Annotated in this window: 19 protein-coding genes; 10 read left to right on the top strand and 9 right to left on the bottom strand. The window is 73.0% G+C overall.

Annotated elements, in window-relative coordinates:
• Positions 1–137: 137 nt before the first annotated feature.
• The 4 genes from ACZ597_RS20520 to ACZ597_RS20505 all read right to left on the bottom strand — a co-directional run bounded on the left by ACZ597_RS20520 (position 138) and on the right by ACZ597_RS20505 (position 3,528).
• Positions 138–1,034, bottom strand: a complete 897-nt coding sequence (locus tag ACZ597_RS20520) for an amino acid ABC transporter permease (RefSeq protein WP_471331949.1) — start codon at positions 1,032–1,034, stop codon at positions 138–140.
• Entirely contained in the window at positions 1,031–1,705 is a 675-nt protein-coding gene (locus ACZ597_RS20515; protein ID WP_471331947.1) for an amino acid ABC transporter permease, read from the bottom strand. The genes ACZ597_RS20520 and ACZ597_RS20515 overlap by 4 nt, the downstream gene beginning before the upstream one ends.
• Before the next feature lie 84 nt (positions 1,706–1,789).
• Complete coding sequence (locus ACZ597_RS20510; RefSeq protein ID WP_471331945.1) at positions 1,790–2,644, bottom strand: glutamate ABC transporter substrate-binding protein; 855 nt, start codon at positions 2,642–2,644, stop codon at positions 1,790–1,792.
• Positions 2,645–2,742: 98 nt separating this feature from the next.
• Positions 2,743–3,528: an amino acid ABC transporter ATP-binding protein gene (locus ACZ597_RS20505; protein ID WP_042801963.1), complete on the bottom strand. Its 786-nt coding sequence runs from the start codon at positions 3,526–3,528 to the stop codon at positions 2,743–2,745.
• Positions 3,529–3,805: 277 nt separating this feature from the next.
• Here ACZ597_RS20505 and ACZ597_RS20500 point away from each other — a divergent pair, with 277 nt between their 5' ends.
• Positions 3,806–4,510 carry a response regulator transcription factor gene (locus tag ACZ597_RS20500; protein ID WP_471331942.1) on the top strand — a complete coding sequence of 235 codons (705 nt, stop codon included), beginning with the start codon at positions 3,806–3,808 and terminating at the stop codon, positions 4,508–4,510.
• Between the two features lie 12 nt (positions 4,511–4,522).
• Positions 4,523–5,935, top strand: coding sequence for a sensor histidine kinase (locus tag ACZ597_RS20495; RefSeq protein ID WP_471331939.1), 1,413 nt, complete (start codon positions 4,523–4,525; stop codon positions 5,933–5,935).
• Here the strand turns inward: ACZ597_RS20495 and ACZ597_RS20490 are convergent.
• Together ACZ597_RS20490 and ACZ597_RS20485 are read right to left on the bottom strand one after the other, a co-directional pair.
• Entirely contained in the window at positions 5,932–8,088 is a 2,157-nt protein-coding gene (locus ACZ597_RS20490) for an endo-beta-N-acetylglucosaminidase (protein ID WP_471331936.1), read from the bottom strand. The genes ACZ597_RS20495 and ACZ597_RS20490 overlap by 4 nt on opposite strands.
• Positions 8,085–9,320, bottom strand: a complete 1,236-nt coding sequence (locus tag ACZ597_RS20485) for a glycoside hydrolase 5 family protein (RefSeq protein WP_471331934.1) — start codon at positions 9,318–9,320, stop codon at positions 8,085–8,087. Before ACZ597_RS20485 ends, ACZ597_RS20490 begins: the two co-directional genes overlap by 4 nt.
• A 242-nt stretch (positions 9,321–9,562) precedes the next feature.
• On the opposite strand from ACZ597_RS20485, the gene ACZ597_RS20480 reads away from it, so the two are divergent.
• Positions 9,563–10,612 (top strand): LacI family DNA-binding transcriptional regulator, encoded by a 1,050-nt coding sequence (locus ACZ597_RS20480; protein ID WP_471331933.1) that lies wholly within the window; start codon positions 9,563–9,565, stop codon positions 10,610–10,612.
• A 97-nt stretch (positions 10,613–10,709) separates the two neighbouring features.
• On the top strand, positions 10,710–11,633 hold the full coding sequence (locus tag ACZ597_RS20475; RefSeq protein WP_471332047.1) for an ROK family protein: 924 nt from the start codon (positions 10,710–10,712) through the stop codon (positions 11,631–11,633).
• Here the strand turns inward: ACZ597_RS20475 and ACZ597_RS20470 are convergent.
• On the bottom strand, positions 11,623–12,618 hold the full coding sequence (locus ACZ597_RS20470; RefSeq protein ID WP_471331932.1) for a TAXI family TRAP transporter solute-binding subunit: 996 nt from the start codon (positions 12,616–12,618) through the stop codon (positions 11,623–11,625). The genes ACZ597_RS20475 and ACZ597_RS20470 overlap by 11 nt on opposite strands.
• Positions 12,619–12,745: 127 nt before the next feature.
• On the opposite strand from ACZ597_RS20470, the gene miaB reads away from it, so the two are divergent.
• Positions 12,746–14,266 carry a tRNA (N6-isopentenyl adenosine(37)-C2)-methylthiotransferase MiaB gene (gene miaB, locus ACZ597_RS20465; protein WP_471331930.1) on the top strand — a complete coding sequence of 507 codons (1,521 nt, stop codon included), beginning with the start codon at positions 12,746–12,748 and terminating at the stop codon, positions 14,264–14,266.
• A gap of 34 nt (positions 14,267–14,300) precedes the next feature.
• Entirely contained in the window at positions 14,301–15,014 is a 714-nt protein-coding gene (locus tag ACZ597_RS20460; RefSeq protein WP_471331928.1) for a class III extradiol dioxygenase subunit B-like domain-containing protein, read from the top strand.
• 85 nt (positions 15,015–15,099) lie between these two features.
• Here the strand turns inward: ACZ597_RS20460 and ACZ597_RS20455 are convergent, their stop codons facing one another.
• Positions 15,100–15,342, bottom strand: coding sequence for an antitoxin (locus ACZ597_RS20455; protein ID WP_471331926.1), 243 nt, complete (start codon positions 15,340–15,342; stop codon positions 15,100–15,102).
• 22 nt (positions 15,343–15,364) lie between these two features.
• A complete protein-coding gene (locus ACZ597_RS20450) occupies positions 15,365–15,616 on the bottom strand; it encodes a hypothetical protein (RefSeq protein WP_471331924.1) in 252 nt (83 codons plus the stop codon).
• 185 nt (positions 15,617–15,801) lie between these two features.
• On the opposite strand from ACZ597_RS20450, the gene miaA reads away from it, so the two are divergent.
• The 4 genes from miaA (at position 15,802) to ACZ597_RS20430 (ending at position 20,631) form a co-directional block, all read left to right on the top strand.
• Positions 15,802–16,740 carry a tRNA (adenosine(37)-N6)-dimethylallyltransferase MiaA gene (gene miaA / locus ACZ597_RS20445; RefSeq protein WP_471331922.1) on the top strand — a complete coding sequence of 313 codons (939 nt, stop codon included), beginning with the start codon at positions 15,802–15,804 and terminating at the stop codon, positions 16,738–16,740.
• A 111-nt stretch (positions 16,741–16,851) separates the two neighbouring features.
• The gene (locus tag ACZ597_RS20440) at positions 16,852–17,442 is read left to right on the top strand and encodes a hypothetical protein (protein WP_471332044.1); all 591 of its coding nucleotides are present in this window, start codon (positions 16,852–16,854) and stop codon (positions 17,440–17,442) included.
• 94 nt (positions 17,443–17,536) lie between these two features.
• Positions 17,537–18,412, top strand: coding sequence for a diaminopimelate epimerase (gene dapF / locus ACZ597_RS20435; RefSeq protein ID WP_471331921.1), 876 nt, complete (start codon positions 17,537–17,539; stop codon positions 18,410–18,412).
• Between the two features lie 140 nt (positions 18,413–18,552).
• Positions 18,553–20,631 carry a RelA/SpoT family protein gene (locus ACZ597_RS20430; RefSeq protein ID WP_471331919.1) on the top strand — a complete coding sequence of 693 codons (2,079 nt, stop codon included), beginning with the start codon at positions 18,553–18,555 and terminating at the stop codon, positions 20,629–20,631.
• The last annotated feature ends 71 nt before the right edge of the window (positions 20,632–20,702 follow it).

The raw sequence follows: 20,702 nt of genomic DNA, 5'->3' as shown, positions 1-20,702 counted from the left end.
GCCGTCAAGTGACACCGGCCGGGACAGCACTGTGTGGTGCGGCGGAGGATTCCGCCGCACCACACGGGCTACGCACTATGGCTGACCCTATGTCAGCCCTCCGGCGGCCTTGCGGCCGGGCCCGGCCGGTCCTCCGCTCAGCCTCCGGCCGAGTTGGCGCCGGTGGCCATGTCGTTGACGTCCGAGACGCCGACCACCGCGCCGGTGCTCTTCTTCGACTTCCGCAGCCGGCCCTCCATCCAGGAGGCGAAGGAGGTGAGGGCGAAGTTCACCGCGATGTAGATCAGGGCGATCACCACGAGGGTGGGGATGGTGTTGCTGTAGTTCGCCGAGATCTGCCGGTTCGCCGCCAGCAGGTCGCTGACGCCGAGGACCGAGCCGCCGAGCGCGGTGTCCTTGAGGATCACCACGAGCTGGCTGACCAGGGCGGGCAGCATCGCCGTGACGGCCTGCGGGATCAGGACGTGGACCATGGTCTGGCCCTTGCGCATGCCGATCGCCTTGGCGGCGTCGGTCTGGCCGCGGGGCAGGGAGAGCACGCCGGCCCGGACGATCTCGGCGATGACCGAGGCGTTGTACAGGACCAGGCCGATCACGACCGAGTACAACGGGCGGAAGTCCGACGAGACGGCGGGCACGTACATCACGATGAACGCCGAGCCGAAGATCATCAGCATCAGCACCGGGATGGCGCGGAAGAACTCCACGACCGCGCCGACCGGGACGCGCACCCAGGCGTGGTCGGAGAGCCGGCCCATGCCCAGCAGGGCACCCAGCGGCAGGGCGATCACCATGGCGATCGCGCCGGCCTTCAGGGTCTCCAGCAGGCCGGGGATCAGGAAGGTGGTCCAGATCCGGCCGTCGGTGACGAACGGGGTCCACTTGTCGGCGTCGAGCTGGTGCTTCTCCCCCATGACAGAGAGGATCCACCAGGCGGCGAGCGCGAGCAGGACCAGGAAGACGCCCGTGTAGACCCAGTTGCGGGACTTGGCCTTGGGGCCGGGCACGTCGTACAGCACGGAGCTGGAGCTCATCGCTTCACCGCCACTCGCTTGGCCACCCAGCCCAGCAGCAGACCGGTGGGCAGGGTCAGCAGGACGAAGCCGAGGGCGAAGATCCCGAAGACGGCGAAGAGCGCGTCCGCCTCGTTCTCGATCATTTCCTTCATCAGCAGGGCCGCCTCGGCCACGCCGATGGCCGCGGCCACCGTGGTGTTCTTGGTGAGCGCGATCAGTACGTTGGCGAGCGGCGCGATGACCGCCCGGAAAGCCTGGGGGAGCACGATCAGGGTGAACACCTGGAAGAAGCTCAGCCCCAGCGCGCGGGCCGCCTCGGCCTGGCCGACGGGCACGGTGTTGATGCCCGAGCGCAGTGCCTCACAGACGAAGGTGCCGGTGTAGGCGGTCAGCGCGAGGACGGCGAGCCGGAAGCCGGTCTCCTTGGAGGTGTCACCGCCCAGGTTGATCGTGAGGGTCTGGTACAGGCCCAGCGAGCAGCCGATGATCAGCAGGGTCAGCGGCGTGTTGCGGACCAAGTTGACGTACGCGGTGCCGAAGGCCCGCATCAGCGGGACCGGGCTGACCCGCATCCCGGCCAGGACGGTGCCCCATATGAGGGAGCCCACCGCCGAGTAGAGGGTGAGCTGAACCGTCACCCAGAAGGCTCCGAGCAGGTCGTACTGCCCGGAATCAAGAAAGTCGAACACGTTGCCCTGCGCTCTCCCCAGGATGGCCGGTGGGGCACGCCGCCGCCCGCGGACGGGCGGGCGGCGACGCACCCCACCGGGAAATCAGCTGCCTTCGGTGATCTGCGGGGCAGGCTCGTTCTTGTAGCCGGCCGGGCCGAGGTTCTTCTTGATGGCCGCTTCCCAGGAACCGTCCGCGACCATCTTCTTCAGCGCGGCGTTGATCTTGGTCTGAAGGTCCTTGTCGCCCTTCTTCAGACCGATGCCGTAGTTCTCGTTGCTCATGCTCAGGCCGACGAGCTTGAACTTGCCCTTGTTCTTCTCCTGCGCGGCGTAACCGGCGAGGATCGAGTTGTCCGTGGTCAGCGCGTCCACGGCCTTGTTCTCAAGACCGGTGAGGCACTCGGAGTAGCCCGGGAACTCCTGCAGGTCGGCGTCCTTGGCGACGTCCTTCTTGATGTTCTGCGCCGAGGTGGAGCCCGTGACCGAGCAGAGCTTCTTCTTGTTGAGGTCCTCGACCTTGGTGATCGAGTTGTCGTCGGCGCGGACCAGCAGGTCCTGGTGGGCCAGGAAGTACGGGCCGGCGAAGTCGACGCGCGCCTTGCGCTTGTCGTTGATCGAGTACGTGGCGGCGATGAACTTCACGTCGCCGTTGGAGATCAGGTTCTCGCGCTCGGCGCTGACGGCCTGCTTCCACTCGATCTGGTCCGGCTGGTAGCCGAGCTCCTTGGCGACGTACGTCGCCACATCGACGTCGAAGCCCTCGAACTTGCCGTCCGGGGTCTTCAGGCCCAGACCCGGCTGGTCGAACTTGATGCCGATGACGATCTTGTCCGACTTGGCACCGCCGGACGGACCACCGTCGCTCGCCGCGTCCTTGCTGCCGCCGCCACAGGCGGTCGCCGTCAGGGCGAGAACGACGGCCGTGGCAACGGCGGCGCCGGTCTTGAGAACCTTCATGGTGAACTTCCCTCGGGTGAGACGTTGTTGAACGACGAGCAGGACACGTCGTGGGCGACGGCACGAGCCGTCGATCGGATCACTACCAGACGAGAGCGTCAGTGGTGCAGGATCTTCGAGAGGAAGTCCTTGGCGCGGTCGCTCTTCGGGGCACTGAAGAACTGCTCGGGGGCGGCCTGTTCGACGATCTTCCCGTCCGCCATGAACACGACCCGGTCGGCCGCCGAACGGGCGAAGCCCATCTCGTGCGTGACGACGACCATCGTCATGCCCTCGCGGGCGAGCTGCTGCATGACCTCCAGCACCTCGTTGATCATCTCCGGGTCCAGGGCCGAGGTGGGCTCGTCGAAGAGCATCACCTTCGGGTCCATCGCCAGCGCCCGGGCGATGGCCACGCGCTGCTGCTGGCCACCGGACAGCTGCGCCGGGTACTTGTCGGCCTGTGCGCCGACGCCCACCCGGTCCAGCAGTGCCTTCGCCTTCTCCAGGGCCGTCGCCTGGTCCGTCTTGCGGACCTTGAGCTGACCCAGCATCACGTTCTGCAGCACCGTCTTGTGTGCGAACAGGTTGAACGACTGGAAGACCATGCCCACGTCCGCGCGCAGCCGGGCCAGTTCCCTGCCCTCGGCCGGAAGGGGCTTCCCGTCCAGCGTGATGCTGCCCGAGTCGATGGTCTCCAGCCGGTTGATGGTCCGGCACAGCGTCGACTTGCCCGAACCCGAGGGCCCGATCACCACGACGACCTCACCGCGGGCAATGCTCAGATCGATGTCCTGAAGCACGTGCAGCGCGCCGAAGTGCTTGTTGACGTTGCTCAGTACGACCAGGTCGTCGGCGGCACCGGCCGCATCCTCCACGTCCTTGGTCACTGATACTCCGCTCATCGGCTTCTTGCTCCGTCCTCCGTCGGTTGGGAGGAATGTAGTGACGAGGTGCGCACACCGTCAGCACATCTGAGGGAGAATTGAGCATAACGAAACGGCCTCGCACCGATACGCTCCGTACCCGTTACCCACGAAGGGCGGGATGTACGCGTACCGGGTGCATAACGGAAGACTCGCCGGACCGGAACCCTCTTGACGTGGGACTCTCCCATGGGCGTGGATGCATGGTGACCATGTGTACGGAAGCTGAAGCGGAAGAAGCGGGAAGGGGGACGCCATGAGGCTGCTGCTCGTCGAGGACGACGACCACGTCGCCGCCGCCCTGTCGGCGATCCTCGCCCGGCACGGCTTCCAGGTGACCCACGCCCGCAACGGCGAGGAGGCCCTCCAGGCGCTGCTGCCTGCCGGGGCCAAGCCCTTCGGCGTGGTCTTGCTGGACCTGGGCCTGCCCGACCAGGACGGCTACGAGGTCTGCGGCAAGATCCGCAAGCGCACCTCCACGCCCGTCATCATGGTCACCGCCCGCGGCGACGTCCGCTCGCGGATCCACGGCCTGAACATGGGCGCCGACGACTACGTGGTCAAGCCGTACGACACCGGGGAGCTCCTCGCCCGCATCCACGCCGTCGCCCGGCGCACCGGAGCCCCCGACGAGGCCGCCGCCACCCCCGAGAGCGCCCCCGGCACGGTCCGGCTCGGCTCCGTCGCCGTCGAGCTGCCCACCCGCCGCGTCACCGTGAACGGCGCCGACGTACCGCTCACCCGCAAGGAGTTCGACCTGCTGGCCCTGCTCGCGCAGCGGCCCGGCGTGGTCTTCCGGCGCGAGCAGATCATCAGCGAGGTGTGGCGCACCAGCTGGGAGGGCACCGGCCGCACCCTTGAGGTCCACGTCGCCTCGCTGCGCTCCAAGCTGGGCATGCCCGCGCTCATCGAGACCGTCCGCGGGGTGGGCTACCGGCTCGTCACCCCGGCCGCCCCCTAGCGGGTCCCCGCCGTGCGCACCCGGCTGCTCCCGCTCCTGGTCGTCCTGATGGCGGGCGTCCTGATCGCGCTCGGCCTCCCGCTCGCCGTCAGCCTCGCCGCCGCCCAGCAGCAGCGGGTGGTGGTCGACCGGATCGACGACAGCGCCCGCTTCGCCGCCCTCGCGCAGTTCGTGATCGACGCCGAGGGCTCCGGAGCCACCGGCGCCGACGAGCGCCGCGACACCCTCCAGCTCGAACTCGCCCGCTACCAGGAGCTGTACGGCATCCGCGTCGGCATCTTCTACCGCGACGACAACGCCATGGTCCGCGCGCCCGGCTGGTGGCAGCTCCCCGAGTCCGGGGAGGGCAAACGCGCCTTCGAAGACGCCCTCGCCGGCCGGCGCAGCCACGACCCCGGCCAGGTCTGGCCCTGGCAGACCAGCGGCAAACTCCTCGTCGTCTCCCCGGTCGTCCTCGACGGAGACGTCGTCGCCGCCGTCGCCACCGAATCACCCACCGACCAGATGCGCGCCCGGATCCTGCGCGGGTGGGTGATCATCGCCGCCGGCCTCGCCGCCGCCATGCTGGTCGCCTTCGGCGCCGCCCTGCGCCTGACCAGCTGGGTGCTCAAGCCCGTGCAGACCCTGGACGCCGCCGCGCACGGCATCGCCACCGGCCGGATGAACTCCCGCGTCGCAGCCGCGAGCGGCCCGCCGGAACTCAGACGCCTGGCCCGCTCGTTCAACGAGATGGCCGACAACGTCGAAGAGGTACTGGAGCAGCAGCGGGCGTTCGTCGCGGACGCCTCCCACCAGCTGCGCAATCCGCTCGCCGCGCTGCTCCTGCGCATCGAACTCCTCGCACTCGAACTCCCCGAGGGCAACGAGGAGATCGCCTCCGTGCGCACCGAGGGCAAACGCCTCGCCCAGGTCCTCGACGACCTCCTCGACCTGGCGCTGGCCGAGCACGCCTCCGCCGAGATCAGCCTCACCGACATCGGGGCGCTCGCCGCCGAGCGGGTGGCGGCCTGGCGGCCCTACGCCGAGGAGAAGGGCGTACGGCTCACCGAGGCCGGCCGCACCGCCGTCACCGGCTGGGCCGACCCCATCGCCCTGTCCAGCGCCCTCGACGCCGTCATCGACAACGCCCTGAAGTTCACCCCGGCCGGCGAGGAGGTCGAGGTGTCGGTCTCCGCCGAGGGCCGCAGCGCGCTCGTCGTCGTCGCCGACCGGGGACCCGGCCTGACCGAGGAGGAACTGCTGCGCGTCGGCGACCGCTTCTGGCGCAGCGGCCGCCACCAGAACGTGAAGGGCTCGGGTCTCGGCCTGTCGATCTCCCGCGCCCTGCTCGCCTCGGGCGGCGGGTCCCTCTCCTACGAGACGAACCCCCCGCACGGGCTGCGCGTGACCGTGGCCGTGCCCCGCACCGACCCCCAGGAGCCCTAGCTCCAGGGCAGCTCGGTGCGGGCCGGCGCGGAGACGGCGTACGTCTCGTCCACCGTCCGGAGCTCGAAGACGGCCGCCCGCTCCCCGTCCGCGCGGACCACGGAGGGCAGGTGGAGGGCGGACCCGCAGGTGCCGGCCAGGAAACGGCGGGTGCCGTCGGGGAGGCGACGGTGGAGCTCGTGGTGCCGGACCGGCCCGGCCGCCCGGTCCCAGCGCAGGCGGAGCTCGGCACGGCCGTCGCCCTGCCGGGAGACGGCCTCCACCCGCAGGCGGGAGGGCGGGGCCGGGGGCCGCCGCGCGGTGGTGTCGCGTACCGTCAGGGCCCCGAGCCGCCAGGACACCGGCGCCTTCCCGGGTGCGGTGATCCGTACGGCAAGGGCGTACGCGGTCCTCCCGGCCAGGCGCGCGAGGGACACTCGGGAGGTCCGCCAGCCCTGGCCGGCGCCCGCCGTCCCGGCCGGCAGCCAGGTGTACGGCACGGGCGCGCCCGGGGCGGACGGCTCGCGGACGGCGACGCCGAGCTCCACGGCCACCGGCCCCGCACCGGCGCTCGCGTGGACCAGCTCCGCGATCGTGCGGCCGGTCAGGGGCAGGCGCGCGGCGTGCAGGCCGACGGCCGCCGGCGCGGTGAGCGCGCCCGCCACCAGCAGGCTGGAGCCGCCGCGCCAGGCGTCCGCGAAGTCCAGGGTCACCGTGGGGCGGGCCCCGGCGGTGTCCACCACCCAGCGCCGGCCCGGGAGCCGGTCCTGGAGCGACAGGTGGTTCCAGGGCTCCTCGGAGGTGACCGCGCCGTCCTCGTGCCAGCGCAGACCGTGCCCGGTGTTGAAGGAGCAGCCGAACGGCAGCCCGGTGACGGTGGAGCGGTCGGCGACGAAGGTGGCCGGGGCCCGCCAGGCGGCCTGCGGCGCGGGCCGGGACGGGTCCAGGGACTCACCCGTCCAGAACCGGTCGTCGGCGTGGTGGAACGCACCGGGGGAGCGGTCCGCGAGGTGGTTGCGGGTCCACTCCGGCCGGTAGAGGCCGAGGCTGACCACGTGCTCGCGGCCGCGCGGCACGATCGCGTCCCACTGGACGGGGGAGTCCCAGCCCTTGGACTCCACGTCCACCGCCGCCCACAGTTCGTGGCGGCTGCGCCCGAGCCGGCCGGCGAGGGCGCCGGAGTCGGCGAGCGACCGCGCCGTCCAGCGGAAGTCCACGAACACCGTGTCCGCGACCCGGCCCGAACGGTCCTCGAAGAACTCCTGGTTGAGCGCGTTGAGGGCGCCCTGCCAGCCGACCCTGCCGGTGATGTTCATCGCGTCGTACCAGGTGATGCGCAGCCCGTGCGCTGCGCCCGCCGAGCGCAGCGCCCGCAGGAACTCCCGCATGCGGGTGGCGAGGGCGCTGTCCCCGCCGTCCGTCTCGGCGTTGACGAACCAGCCGTCGAAGCCGTGCGCCACCGCCACCCGGACCAGCTGCTCCGCGATCGGGAACCGGCCGTCGGGCTCCCGCCGTACCAGGTCGCGAGTCCACTGGAGGTCGCCGCCGTAGGGGACGGGCGGCAGGAAGACGTTGCCCAGCACCGGGACCCCGTTGCGGTGGGCGGCGTCGACGACGGGCGCGTTCGGGGCCAGCACGAGGCCCTCACCGGCGGAGCCGCCCCAGAAGACCAGCTCGTCGAGGTACGCCCAGTGCGTCAGGGCGTAGTAGTCGGCGGTCCCCGAGCCCTGGGAGGGGTTGCGGGAGGTCGGCCCGAACGAGACCAGCGCCGAGATCCGGGCCTGGGCGGCGCGGGCGCCGCGGTGTGCCGGAACGGGGGTGAAGCGCGGGGCGAGCGGCACGGTCGCGGTGTTGTGGGCGAGGTCCGGGTCCGACTCCGGGGTCCAGTCGGCGAGCGAGCGCCAGACGACGCCGGGATCGGGGGTGCCGTGGGGGAGGGAGGCGGGGTACCAGTAGGAGGCGTACGGGGTCAGTTCGCCGTTGCCGCCGCCGGGCGGGGTGGCGGGGGAGGCCGCCGCCGGCGTGGGCAGGCCCGGGAGGGCGGCTGCGGCGGCGCCGGCCGTCGCGGCGGCCAGGAGCGTGCGTCTGGTCGGGGGTAAGGGGGCGGGGGCGGCGTCGGGGTCGGGCACAGGGGGCTCCTCGCGGTGCGGTTCGGGCGGGGCGGGGGCCGTCATTCGACGTCCCCGATGCGGAGCACCTCCTTGATGCCACGTGCGGACAGATGCGTCGGGTCCTCGGCGCGGTTCGTCAGGACCACCGCCGGGCGGGCGCCCCGGGCCGTCAGGGAGGACCAGGCCTCGAAGAAGGCGCCCCCCGGGGCGCACGCCGAGCGGCCCCGGGACTCGTCCAGGGCGAGGGCGGTGGAGCGTACGGCCGGGCGGTGTTCGCGGTCCCGCCACGCCGCGGCGATGCGGGCCAGGACGGTTCCGGCGGGCTTGGGCAGGCGGTCGTTGGTGAGCAGGCCGAGGCCGTACTCCAGTTCCGGGAAGTCCGCGAGCTCCCGGGACACGTCGTGCGAGCACCACCACGTCACCCCCCACAGCCCGGTGCAGTCCAGGGCGGCCGCCAGCGTCGCGGCCGTGAACCGCGCGGCGTGCTCCGGCGGGATCAGCGGTGCCGGCGCCCCGACCTCCTGGAGCCACACCGGGCGCGCGGGGTCCGCGGCCCAGGCCTTCGAGAGCTCGATCAGGTACGCGGCGTGGTGCTCGGTCGCCGTCCCGGTCCGGCCGTGGCGCTGCGCGGTGCCGTTGAACACCCACGAGTGCACGGCGGTGGCCGCGCCCAGCCGGGCCGCCTGGGCCGGGGTGAAGGGGTGCCCGTCCTGGTACCAGACGGCGTCGTACTCCGCGTGCACGTGCTGCCGTCCCGGGGCGCCCCGCTCGCAGGCGGCGAGCATCCGCTCCAGCCAGTGGCCGGCCTGCTCGGGGGTGACGCGGTCGGGGTCGGGGTGCGGGGGCCCGGAGAACTGGTCGATCTCGTTGCCCACCGTCATCCCGAGGAAGTTCGGCCGGTCGGCGAGGGCCGCGGCGAGGGTGCGCAGGTACTCCTCCTGGCCGGCGACGACCTCCGGGTCGGTGAAGAGGTTCCGCCGGTGCCAGGTCCGCGTCCATGCGGGAAGGAAGTCGAAGCTCGACAGGTGCCCCTGGAGGCCGTCCACGGCGACGTCGAGCCCGCGCGCGGCTGCCGCGTCGGCGAGGGCGACGAGCTGCTCGACGGCGCGCGGCCGGATCAGCGCGCGGTTGGGCTGGAAGAGCGGCCACAGCGGGAACACCCGTACGTGGTCCAGGCCGAGGGCGGCGATCGAGTCGAGGTCGGCCGCGACCTCGGAGAGGTCGAAGTCCAGCCAGTGGTGGAACCAGCCGCGTGCCGGGGTGTAGTTGACGCCGAAGCGCAGGGTGCGGTGCATGGATGATCCCGGGGTTTTGGGGAATGCGCCGGACGCCCACAAAGTGCCGGGCCGTGCGGGCCGGAGTCAACAGCGCCTTTGTCGTCGGGCGGCCGGATCCGGGAAGCCGACTCCTGCCGCCCGGAAGGCTGTTGCCCCAGACGTGTCTTTCGGATCGGGCCGGGCCGGGCCGGCCCGCCGCGGTGCCGGATCGCGTACGGTCCGCCCCATCGCAGTCCACGTCACCGAGGGATGAGGCAGACATGGCCCGCAGACCCACCATCAAGGACATCGCCCGCGGGGCCGGAGTGTCCGAGAGCGCCGTCTCCTTCGCCCTCAACGGCAGGCCGGGAGTCTCCGAGGACACCCGCGCCCGGGTCCGCCGGGTCGCCGACGAACTGGGCTGGCAGCCCAACCACGCCGCCCGCGCCCTGTCCGGCGAGCGCTGCGGGGCCGTCGGGCTGGTCCTGGCCCGGCCCGCGCACACCCTCGGCGTCGAGTCGTTCTTCCTCCAGCTCGTCTCCGGCGTACAGGAGGTGCTCTCCGCCGGGCGGACGGCCCTGCTCTTCCAGGTGGTGGGGGACGTCGACGCCGAATGCGCCGTCCACCGCCGCTGGTGGGCCGAACGGCGCGTCGACGGAGTCCTCGTCGTCGACGCCCGTACGCAGGACCCGCGCCCGGAGCTCCTGGCCCGGCTCGGGCTCCCGGCCGTCTTCGTCGGGGGGACGGGGGAGCCGGTGGCGCCGGACTCCCCGCCGCCGCTGTCGTCGGTCTGGGCCGACGACGCCCGCGCCATGGCCGGGGTGCTGGAGCACCTCCACGGGCTCGGCCACCGCCGGATCACGCACATCGCCGGCCTGCCCGGCCTCGCCCACACGGCCCGCCGCATCGCCTCGCTGCGCGCCGAGGCCCGCCGGCTCGGGCTCCCCGAAGGGCACGTCCGCTCGGTGCCCACCGACTACTCCGACAGCGAGGGCGCCGCCGCCACCCGCCGGGTCCTCGGCGAGCCGGAGCCGCCCACCGCCCTCGTCTACGACAACGACGTGATGGCGGTGGCCGGCAGCGCGGTCGCCGCCGGGCTGGGCATCCCCGTGCCCGGTCGGCTCTCCATCGTCGCCTGGGACGACTCCGCCCTGTGCCGGGTCACCCACCCCCCGCTGACCGCGCTGGTCCGCGACACCGCCGGATTCGGCTGGCTCGCGGCCGAGGAACTCCTCGCGCTCCTCGCCGGGGGACCGCCCCGGGCCCGGGAGAGCGAGCTGCCCCGGCTGGAGCCCCGCGGGAGTACGGCCCCGCCGCCGGCCGCATACTGAAATCCGACCCCTTCGCAGGAGCGCCTCCGTGACCACCCCCACCTCAGCCTTCCCCGTCCCGCGCAGCGCCGCCCCGGCGGCCGTCTCCGGCCCGACCGTGGCGATCGACATCGGCGGCACGAAGATCGCCGGGGCGCTGGTCCACCCCGACGGCGCGATGACCGCGGTCACCCGGCGTCCCACCCCGCGCGGGACGGACGCCGACGGGGTCATGGCCGCGGTCGCGGAGGTCGTCGCCGAACTGGCGCAGGACCCCCTGTGGGCGCAGGCCGCGCGCTGCGGCATCGGCAGCGCCGGCCCGGTGGACACCTCGCGGGGCACCGTGAGCCCGGTCAACATCGGGGCCTGGCGGGAGTTCCCCGTGCAGGAGCGGATCGCCGCCGAGCTGGCCGCCCGGGGGGCCCGGATCCCGGTCCTGCTGGCCGGCGACGGTGTGGCCATGACGGCCGCCGAGCACTGGCTGGGCGCCGCCCGGGGGCACGCCAACGCCCTGTGCATGGTCGTCTCCACCGGGGTCGGGGGCGGCCTGGTCCTGAACAACCAGCTCCACCCCGGCCCCACCGGCAACGCCGGTCACATCGGCCACATCAGCGTGGCGTTCGACGGTGAGCGGTGCGCCTGCGGGGGCCACGGCTGCGTCGAATCCCTCGCCTCCGGGACCGCCATCGCCCGCTGGGCCCTCGCCCAGGGCTGGACCGGCCCCGACCCCACGGCGGCGGGCGTCGCCGCCTCCGCCGGAGCCGGCGATCCGGTGGCGCTGGCCGCCTTCGACCGGGCCGGGCGCGCCCTGGCCGCCGCCATCGCCGCCACAGCCACCCTCGTCGAGACCGACATCGCGGTGATCGGGGGCGGGGTCGCCGCCAGCGGGGACACCCTCTTCGCACCGGTCCGGCGGCACCTGGCCTCGTACGCGACCCTGTCCTTCGTCAAGGACCTCCAGGTCGTCCCGGCCGCCCTCGGCACGCACGCCGGACTGATCGGCGCGGCCGCCGCCGCGATGATGCTGCTGCCTACGGCTTGACCGAGCGGTAGTACCGCCGGGCCCCCTCGTGCAGGTCCAGCGGGTCCGTGTAGATCGCCGTCCGCAGGTCCACCAGCTGCGCGGCGTGCACCTGGTGCCCGATGAGGTCCCGGCTCAGGATCACCGTCCGGGTGAACTGCTCCGTCAGCTCCGCGTCGGTGTCCTCCCGGGTCACCAGCAGGTTCGGCACGGCGAGCGTCGCCACCGCCGAGGTGTTGCGGGCCCGCGCGTACGCGTCCTGCGGCATCACCGCGGCACGGTAGTACCGGGCGGGGCTGCCGCTGCCCTGGAGCTGCTCGACCAGGTCGCCCAGCTGTACGAGCCGGATGTCGAAGCGCTCCGACAGCTCCTTCACGGCGTTCGTCGGGAGCCCGCCCGACCAGAAGAACGCGTCGATCCGCCCGGCCTCCAGCTCGGCGGGCATGGTGTCGATGCCGATCCCGACGGGGGTGATGTCCTTGTGCGGGTTCAGCTTGGCCGCCGTCAGCAGCCGTTCCGCCACCAGCCGGACCCCGGAGCCGTCCTGGCCGATCGCCACCCGCTTGCCCCGCAGGTCGCGGGCCGACTGCACCGGCGAGCCCGCCGGCACCACCAGCTGCACGTAGTCGTCGTAGAGCCGTGCGCAGCCGCGGAGCCGGTCGGCGCCCTGCTTCCCGTCGGCCCGGTACTTGGAGACCGCGTCCGCCGTGGCGATCGTGAAGTCCGCCTGCCCGGCGGCGACCCGCTGGAGGTTCTGCTGCGAACCCTCGCTGGGCTCCAGCCGGACCTCCACCTCGGGCATGTCCTGCGCGAGCGCCTCCTCCAGCAGCTGCCCGTACCGGTGGTAGACGCCGGTACGCACACCCGTGCTGAAGGCCAGCTCGCCCTTGAGCCCGGGCTCCCAGAAGGGCCTCGGCCACCACAGCAGCCCCCCGAGCACGACCAGCACGGCGACCAGGCCCAGGAGGAGGCGGCGCCGGCTGATGCGGGGAGGTACGAGGGGCATGCCGGGATCCTCCCACCCATCCCGCCGTCCTGTCACGGCCGGTCCCGCCCCGCCCCCCCACGGCGCCTCCCGGGGGCGGCCGGCACCGGCGACCGGAGGGCCCTCCGGCACCGCCTACCCTTGTTGCATGACCAGCAGCAGCGACCGGAGCACGGCAGTGGTGGACCCCAAGGGAACTTACGAGGTGCGCACCTACGGGTGCCAGATGAACGTGCACGACTCCGAGCGGCTCTCCGGTCTGCTGGAGGACGCGGGCTACGTCCGCGCGCCCGAGGGCTCCGACGGCGACGCCGACGTGGTCGTCTTCAACACCTGCGCCGTCCGCGAGAACGCCGACAACAAGCTGTACGGCAACCTCGGCCGGCTCGCCCCGATGAAGACGAAGCGCCCCGGCATGCAGATCGCCGTCGGCGGCTGCCTCGCCCAGAAGGACCGCGACACCATTGTCAAGAAGGCCCCCTGGGTCGACGTGGTCTTCGGTACGCACAACATCGGCAAGCTGCCGGTCCTCCTGGAGCGCGCCCGCGTCCAGGAGGAGGCCCAGATCGAGATCGCCGAGTCGCTGGAGGCGTTCCCCTCCACGCTCCCGACCCGCCGCGAGTCCGCGTACGCCGCCTGGGTCTCGATCTCCGTCGGCTGCAACAACACCTGCACCTTCTGCATCGTCCCGGCGCTGCGCGGCAAGGAGGAGGACCGCCGGCCCGGCGACATCCTCGCCGAGGTCGAGGCCCTGGTCGCCGAGGGCGTCTCCGAGATCACCCTGCTCGGCCAGAACGTCAACGCCTACGGCTCCGACCTCGGCGACCGCGAGGCCTTCTCCAAGCTGCTGCGCGCCTGCGGCCGGATCGAGGGCCTGGAGCGGGTCCGTTTCACCTCCCCGCACCCGAAGGACTTCACCGACGACGTCATCGCCGCCATGGCCGAGACGCCGAACGTGATGCCGCAGCTGCACATGCCGCTGCAGTCGGGTTCGGACCCGATCCTCAGGGCGATGCGCCGGTCGTACCGGCAGGAGCGTTTCCTCGGCATCATCGAGAAGGTCCGCGCCTCGATCCCGCACGCCGCGATCTCCACCGACATCATCGTGGGCTTCCCCGGCGAGACGGAGGAGGACTTCCAGCAGACGATGCACGTCGTGCGCGAGGCCCGCTTCGCCAGCGCCTTCACCTTCCAGTACTCCAAGCGCCCCGGCACCCCCGCCGCCGACATGGAGGGCCAGATCCCCAAGGAGGTCGTCCAGGACCGCTACATGCGCCTGGTCGCCCTCCAGGAGGAGATCTCCTGGGAGGAGAACAAGAAGCAGGTCGGCCGCACCCTGGAGGTCATGGTCGCCGAGGGCGAGGGCCGCAAGGACGGCGCCACCGCCCGCCTGTCCGGCCGCGCCCCCGACAACCGCCTGGTGCACTTCACCAAGCCCGACGAGGACGTCCGCCCCGGCGACGTGGTCACCGTGGAGATCACCTACGCGGCCCCGCACCACCTCCTCGCCGAGGGCCCGACGCAGGCCGTGCGCCGCACCCGCGCCGGCGACGCCTGGGAGAAGCGCAACGCCGCCCCCGCGCAGCCCGCCGGCGTCATGCTGGGCATCCCGTCCATCGGCGTCCCGGCCCCGCTGCCGGCCGCCACCTCGGGCTGCGCGATCGACTGACCGCGCAAGGGCCGGGGCGGCTAGGCTGCGGATCATGCTCGTAGCCGCAGCCGTCTGCCCCGCCCCGCCGCTCCTCGTGCCGGAGGTCGCCGCGGGCGCCGCCGCCGAACTCGACGACGCCCGTACCGCCTGCTCCGACGCGCTGGCCGTGCTCGCCGCCGCCCGGCCCGACCTGCTGGTCGTGGTCGGCGCCGCCGGAGCCGGCCGGGCCGGGGCCTACCCGCCGGGATCCCGGGGCGGGTTCCACGGCTTCGGGGTCGACACCGAGGTCCGCCTCGGGGATGGTCCCGGCGACTCCGAGGAGCGGGCGCTGCCCGACTCCCTGGCCGTCGGTGCCTGGCTGCTGGGCCGCGCGCGGTGGGGCGCCGCCCCCGTCGAGGGGCTCGCGGTGGGCGAGCCGCTGGAGACCGAGGGCTGCCTGCTGGCCGGCCGGGAGATCGCCGCGCGGGCCGGGCGGGTCGCGCTGCTCGTCCTGGGCGACGGGAGCGCCTGCCGGACCCTGAAGGCCCCCGGCTACCTGGACGAACGGGCCGCCGCCTTCGACGCCGCCGCCGGCCGGGCCCTGGGCGCCGCCGACACCGGGGCGCTCGCCGCGCTGGACCCCGTGCTCGCCGCCGAGCTGCTGGCCGCCGGCCGGGCCCCCTGGCAGGTGCTCGCGGGCGCCGCGGAGGGCGCGGGTCTGGACGGCCGGCTGCTGTACGAGGACGCCCCGTACGGGGTCGGCTACTTCGTGGCCGCCTGGTCGTAGCGGACGCGGGCGCCGGGTCCGCCCGTACGCACACACGGCGGAGGGGCGCGGGATCAGCCGATCCCGCGCCCCTCGCGGTACCGCGTCAGGCGGCCGGCGGCGTCGGCCCGCCGGGGGTGTCCTTGTGCGCGATCTTGCCCAGGGCGTCCTTCGCCTTGTCCGCGCCGGTCGTGATCCGGGCGCTGTACTTGCCATGGGTCTTGGAGTCCACGACCTTGGCGACCTTGTCGAGGCCCTCGCCGATCCTGCCCTCGTGCTGCTGCGCGAGGTCGCCGACCTTGTCCTTCGCCGGAGCGAGCTTGGCCTTCAGATTGTCCATGAACCCCATGGGGCACCTTCCAGTGGCGTGACTACGTACGGGCGCCCTCGCCGGCCTCGCTGTCCGCGGCCTCCTCCACCGACTGCTGCTTCGGGATCTCCACGGCCTCCGCCGCGGGGGTCCCGGCCGCCGCAGACCCGGCTTCCTCGACCTCCACGACCTCCTCGGCCCGTACGGCCGCCTCGGTCTCCGCCTCCAGCGCCTCCGCCGCCCCGGCCTCGGCGGCGGCCGGTTCGGCCACTACCTCTTCCTTGCGGCGAAAAATCCGGTCAAAAACGCCCATGTCTACTCCCATAACGTTACTCGTGCGGGTGAAGTTCCGCCCTGGCCGGACCGGCCTCCACCAGATGCGCGCCAGGCGCACGCCGGGCCGGAACCTCTTCAGGGCAACGACCCCGCCCGCACCCCGTCACCTCACCCGATCGGGTACATGACGGTGTCTTGACCGGGGGCTGCGAGACTGTGCCGGTGAGGAATGCAGCCCCCGCCCCGCGGGTCATCGCCGTCGTCGGTCCCACCGCGGCCGGAAAGTCCGACCTGGGCGTCGCCCTGGCCCGCCACTTCGACGGCGAGGTCGTCAACGCCGACTCCATGCAGCTGTACCGGGGGATGGACATCGGCACCGCCAAGCTGACGCCGGAGGAGCGCGGCGGGATCCCGCACCACCTCCTCGACATCTGGGACGTCACCGAGACCGCCAGCGTCGCCGAGTACCAGCGCCTGGCCCGCGCCGAGATCGACAAACTGCTCGCACAGGGCCGCACCCCCGTTCTCGTCGGCGGGTCCGGCCTCTACGTGCGCGGCGCCCTCGACGCCATGGAATTCCCCGGCACCGACCCCGAGGTACGCGCCCGGCTGGAGGAGGAGGCCACCCTGCGCGGCCCCGGCGCCCTGCACGCCCGCCTCGCGGCGGTGGACCCGGCCGCCGCCGCCGCGATCCTGCCCAGCAACGCACGCCGCATCGTCCGGGCCCTGGAGGTCATCGAGATCACCGGCAAGCCCTTCACCGCCAACCTGCCCGGCCACGAGTCCGTGTACGACACCGTCCAGATCGGCGTCGACGTGGCCCGGCCCGAACTCGACGAGCGGATCGCGCTCCGCGTGGACCGCATGTGGGACGACGGCCTGGTCGACGAGGTCCGCGCCCTGGAGGCCCAGGGGCTGCGCGACGGCATCACCGCCTCCCGCGCACTGGGCTACCAGCAGGTACTGGCCGCCCTCGCCGGGGAGTGCACCGAGGACGAGGCCAAGGCCGAGACCGTACGCGCCACCAAGCGGTTCGCCCGCCGCCAGGACTCCTGGTTCCGCCGCGACCCCCGGGTGCACTGGCTCAGCGGAGCCGCCGCCGACCGGGGGGAACTCCCCGGACTCGCGCAGTCGTTGGTCGAACGAGCGGTCACAGCCTGATCACGTGATTGCATCGGGAAGCCCCGTGTGCCCGTCGCGGGCCCAGGTCCGTGCCATCATCAAACTTCTGAACAGTGGCGTACGAAGTCCGAGTGGGGAGGGCGCGTGGCTATGGAGGCCGGCCCTCGTGACACGGGGCGGGACGACACCAGGCGGGAAGCGGACCCGATGCTCCGAAGCGGGCCCGGCGAGCCTGGCGCGCCCGCCGGACCCGGCACGCCGGACGCCCCGGCGGGCTCCGGCGGCACCGGCACCCCGGCGGGTCCCGACACGGACGCCGACGGGCTCGGGCTGCCCGCCGAACCGGCCCGGCTGAGCCCCGACGGCCCCGACGCCCCGGAACCGGGCACGGAGGCCGCCGGCCCCGAGTTCGAGGTCGAGCTGCGCCCGCAGCGCCGCCTGCGCATCTGGCAGATCGCTCCCATCGTGATGCTGGCCGCCGCCGGCTCCCTGATGTTCGCCTTCCCCCTCGCCTTCGAGTTCGGGGACGGCGGAGCCGTCGTCGCCATGCTCGGCTTCCTCATCAGCTCCTGCGCCGGCGGCTGGGGCATGATGGCCGCGCGCCGCGTCGGCTACACCTGGCCGGGGCTGCCGCCGCGCGGCAGCGGCCGCCGCCCCGACTGGCGGATGGCCGCGCTGTACGCGCTGGTCGCGCTGGCCGTCGTGGCACTCGCCGTCTACCGGGTGGCCCGGCTCCGCTGACCGCGCCGACCGGCCGCGGCACCGCCCAGGCGGCGGCCTGACCGCATGCTGATCCCGCAGGCCGCGGCCCCGAGCCGCTCGGTACCATGGGCGGGTGACGCACACCACCCTCTCCTTCCTCAAGGGCCACGGGACCGAGAACGACTTCGTGATCGTCCCGGACCCGGACAACGCCGTCGAGCTGCCCCCGACCGCCGTCGCCGCCCTGTGCGACCGCCGGGCCGGCATCGGCGCCGACGGTGTGCTGCACGTCGTCCGCTCCGCCGCGCACCCCGAGGCCGCGCACATGGCCGACGAGGCCGAGTGGTTCATGGACTACCGCAACAGCGACGGCTCCGTCGCCGAGATGTGCGGCAACGGCGTCCGCGTCTTCGCCCGCTACCTCCAGCACGCCGGCCACGTCGAGCCCGGCGACCTCGCCATCGCCACCCGCGGCGGCGTCAAGCAGGTCCACCTCGACAAGACCGGAGACGTCACCGTCTCCATGGGCCGCGCACTGCTCCCCGAGGGCGACGTCACCGTCTCCGTCGGCGAGCGCTCCTGGCCCGCCCGCAACGTGAACATGGGGAACCCGCACGCCGTCGCGTTCGTTGAAAGCCTCGACCACGCCGGAAACCTGTACAGCCCCCCGCCGTTCAGCCCCGCCTCCGCCTACCCCACCGGGGTCAACGTCGAGTTCGTCGTCGACCGCGGCCCGCGGCACGTCGCCATGCGCGTCCACGAGCGCGGCTCCGGCGAGACCCGCTCCTGCGGCACCGGCGCCTGCGCCGTCGCCGTCGCCGCCATCCGCCGGGACGGAGCCGACCCCGCCGAGACCGGCCGCCCCGTCTCGTACACCGTCGACCTGCCCGGCGGCACCCTCGTCATCACCGAACACCCCGACGGCCGCGTCGACATGACCGGACCGGCCGTCATCGTCGCCTCCGGGGAGTTCGAAGCCGCCTGGCTGACCGAAACGGCTTTCGCCTGAAGGTTCCCTCTCATGGGTGATCCGTTTCACGCTGAGCGAGAGGTGGACTGCGCCACGTGGTGGGGTCGGTAACATCAGGCACCGGCCCTGAGGGCTCACCCCATGCCCGCCACCGCCGGTCGAAGCCGCCGGAGGTGCCCATGAGTGCAGAGGCCACGAACCCCGAAGCACATGCCGAGATGCGCCCTGAGCTGCGCAGACGAGGCCGTAGCCGACTCGATCTGCGCCGCCTGGGGCGCGCGGCCCTGCTCGGGCCCACGTCACGCGACCGCCTGCCCGACGCCATCGGGCACGTAGCAGAAGCCCACCGCGCCCACCATCCGGACGCCGATCTGTCCATTCTGCGGAAGGCCTATCTGCTCGCGGAGCACTCCCACCGCGGCCAGATGCGCAAGAGCGGTGAGCCGTACATCACACATCCGCTCGCCGTCACCCTCATCCTCGCGGAACTCGGCGCCGAGACCACCACTCTGACGGCCTCTCTCCTCCACGACACCGTCGAGGACACCGACGTGACCCTCGAACAGGTCCGGGAGGAGTTCGGCGACGAGGTCTGCTTCATCGTCGACGGCGTCACCAAGGTCGAGAAGATCGACTACGGAGCCGCCGCCGAACCCGAGACCTTCCGCAAGATGCTCGTCGCCACCGGCAACGACGTCCGCGTCATGTCCATCAAACTCGCCGACCGGCTCCACAACATGCGCACCCTCGGCGTCATGCGCCCCGAAAAACAGGCCCGCATCGCCAAGGTCACCCGCGACGTCCTGATCCCGCTCGCCGAACGCCTCGGCGTCCAGGCCCTCAAGACCGAGCTGGAAGACCTCGTCTTCGCGATCCTGCACCCCGAGGAGTACGAGCACACCCGCTCCCTCATCGCCGCCCGCGCGGGCGAGGACGACCCCCTCGCCGCCATCGCCGAATCCGTCCGCACCGTCCTGCGCGACGCCGGCATCACCGCCGAGGTCCAGGTACGGCCCCGGCACTTCGTCTCCCTCCACCGCATCTCCCGGCAGCGCGGCGAACTGCGCGGCTCCGACTTCGGCCGCATCCTCGTCCTCGTCGCCGAGAACGCCGACTGCTACGGCGTGCTCGGCGAACTCCACACCTGCTTCACCCCGGTGGTCTCCGAGTTCAAGGACTTCATCGCCGTACCGAAGTTCAACCTCTACCAGTCGCTGCACACCGCCGTCGCCGTCCCCGAGGGGTACGTCGCCGAGGTCATCGTCCGCACCCGCCAGATGCACCGCGTCGCCGAAGCCGGAGTCGTCGCCCTCGGCAACCCGTACGCCACCGGCGAGCCCGCCTCCGCGGACTGCGACGAGGAACGCGTGGACCCCACCCGCCCCGGATGGCTCTCCCGGCTCCTCGACTGGCAGCAGTCCGCACCCGACCCCGACACCTTCTGGAGCGTGCTGCGCGCCGAGCTCGCCCAGGACCGGGAGATCACCGTCTTCCGCGCCGACGGGGGCACCCTGGGCCTGCCCGCCGGAGCCAGCTGTATCGACGCCGCCTACGCGCAGCACGGCGAAGCGGCCCACGGCTGTATCGGCGCCCGCGTCAACGGGCGCCTCACCTCCCTCTCCTCCCCGCTCTCCGACGGGGACACCGTCCAGCTGCTCCTCGCGCAGGACGCCTCCTCCGGGCCCGCCCCCGACTGGCTGGAGCACGCCAGGACCCCGGCCGCCCGGATCGCCATCGGCAGCTGGCTCCAGGCCCACCCCGACGGCCCCGGCCCCGCCACCGCCGCGCCGCGGGCGCCGCTGTCCGTGCCGGGTCTGCGCGGCGGCGGGGGCAACGCAGTCGCCGACCTGCCCGACGCGCACGTCCGCCTCGCCGGATGCTGCACCCCCGTACCGCCGGACGCGGTCGCCGGATTCGTCGTACGCGGCGGGGCCGTCACCGTCCACCGCGTGCACTGCCCGGCCGTGGCCCAGATGCGCTCCGTGGGCCGCACCTCGGTCGCCGTGCACTGGCGGGCCACCGCGGACTGCCGGGTCACGCTCAACGCCGAATCGTTCGGGCGCCCCCACCTCCTGGCCGACCTGACCGAGGCCATCGCCCGGCTGGGGGTCGAGGTCGTCTCCGCCACCGTGGAGCCTCCCGTCGAACAGCGGGTCCACCACAGCTACACGCTGCAACTGCCCGACGCGGCGGTACTGCCCGCGCTGATGCGGGCGATGCGGGACGTCCCCGGCGTGTACGACGTCAGCCGGGTGTAGGGCCCCGGAGGGGTTCAGGGGGCGCAGGGGGGAGCAGGGGGGTTCCGGGGACAGCACGCGCAGGGGCGCGT

The sequence above is a fragment of the Streptomyces sp. NPDC040718 genome, from assembly GCF_055593565.1.
The sequence above is the reverse complement of the archived record's forward strand: the minus strand, read 5'-3'. Positions and strand labels throughout refer to the sequence as shown.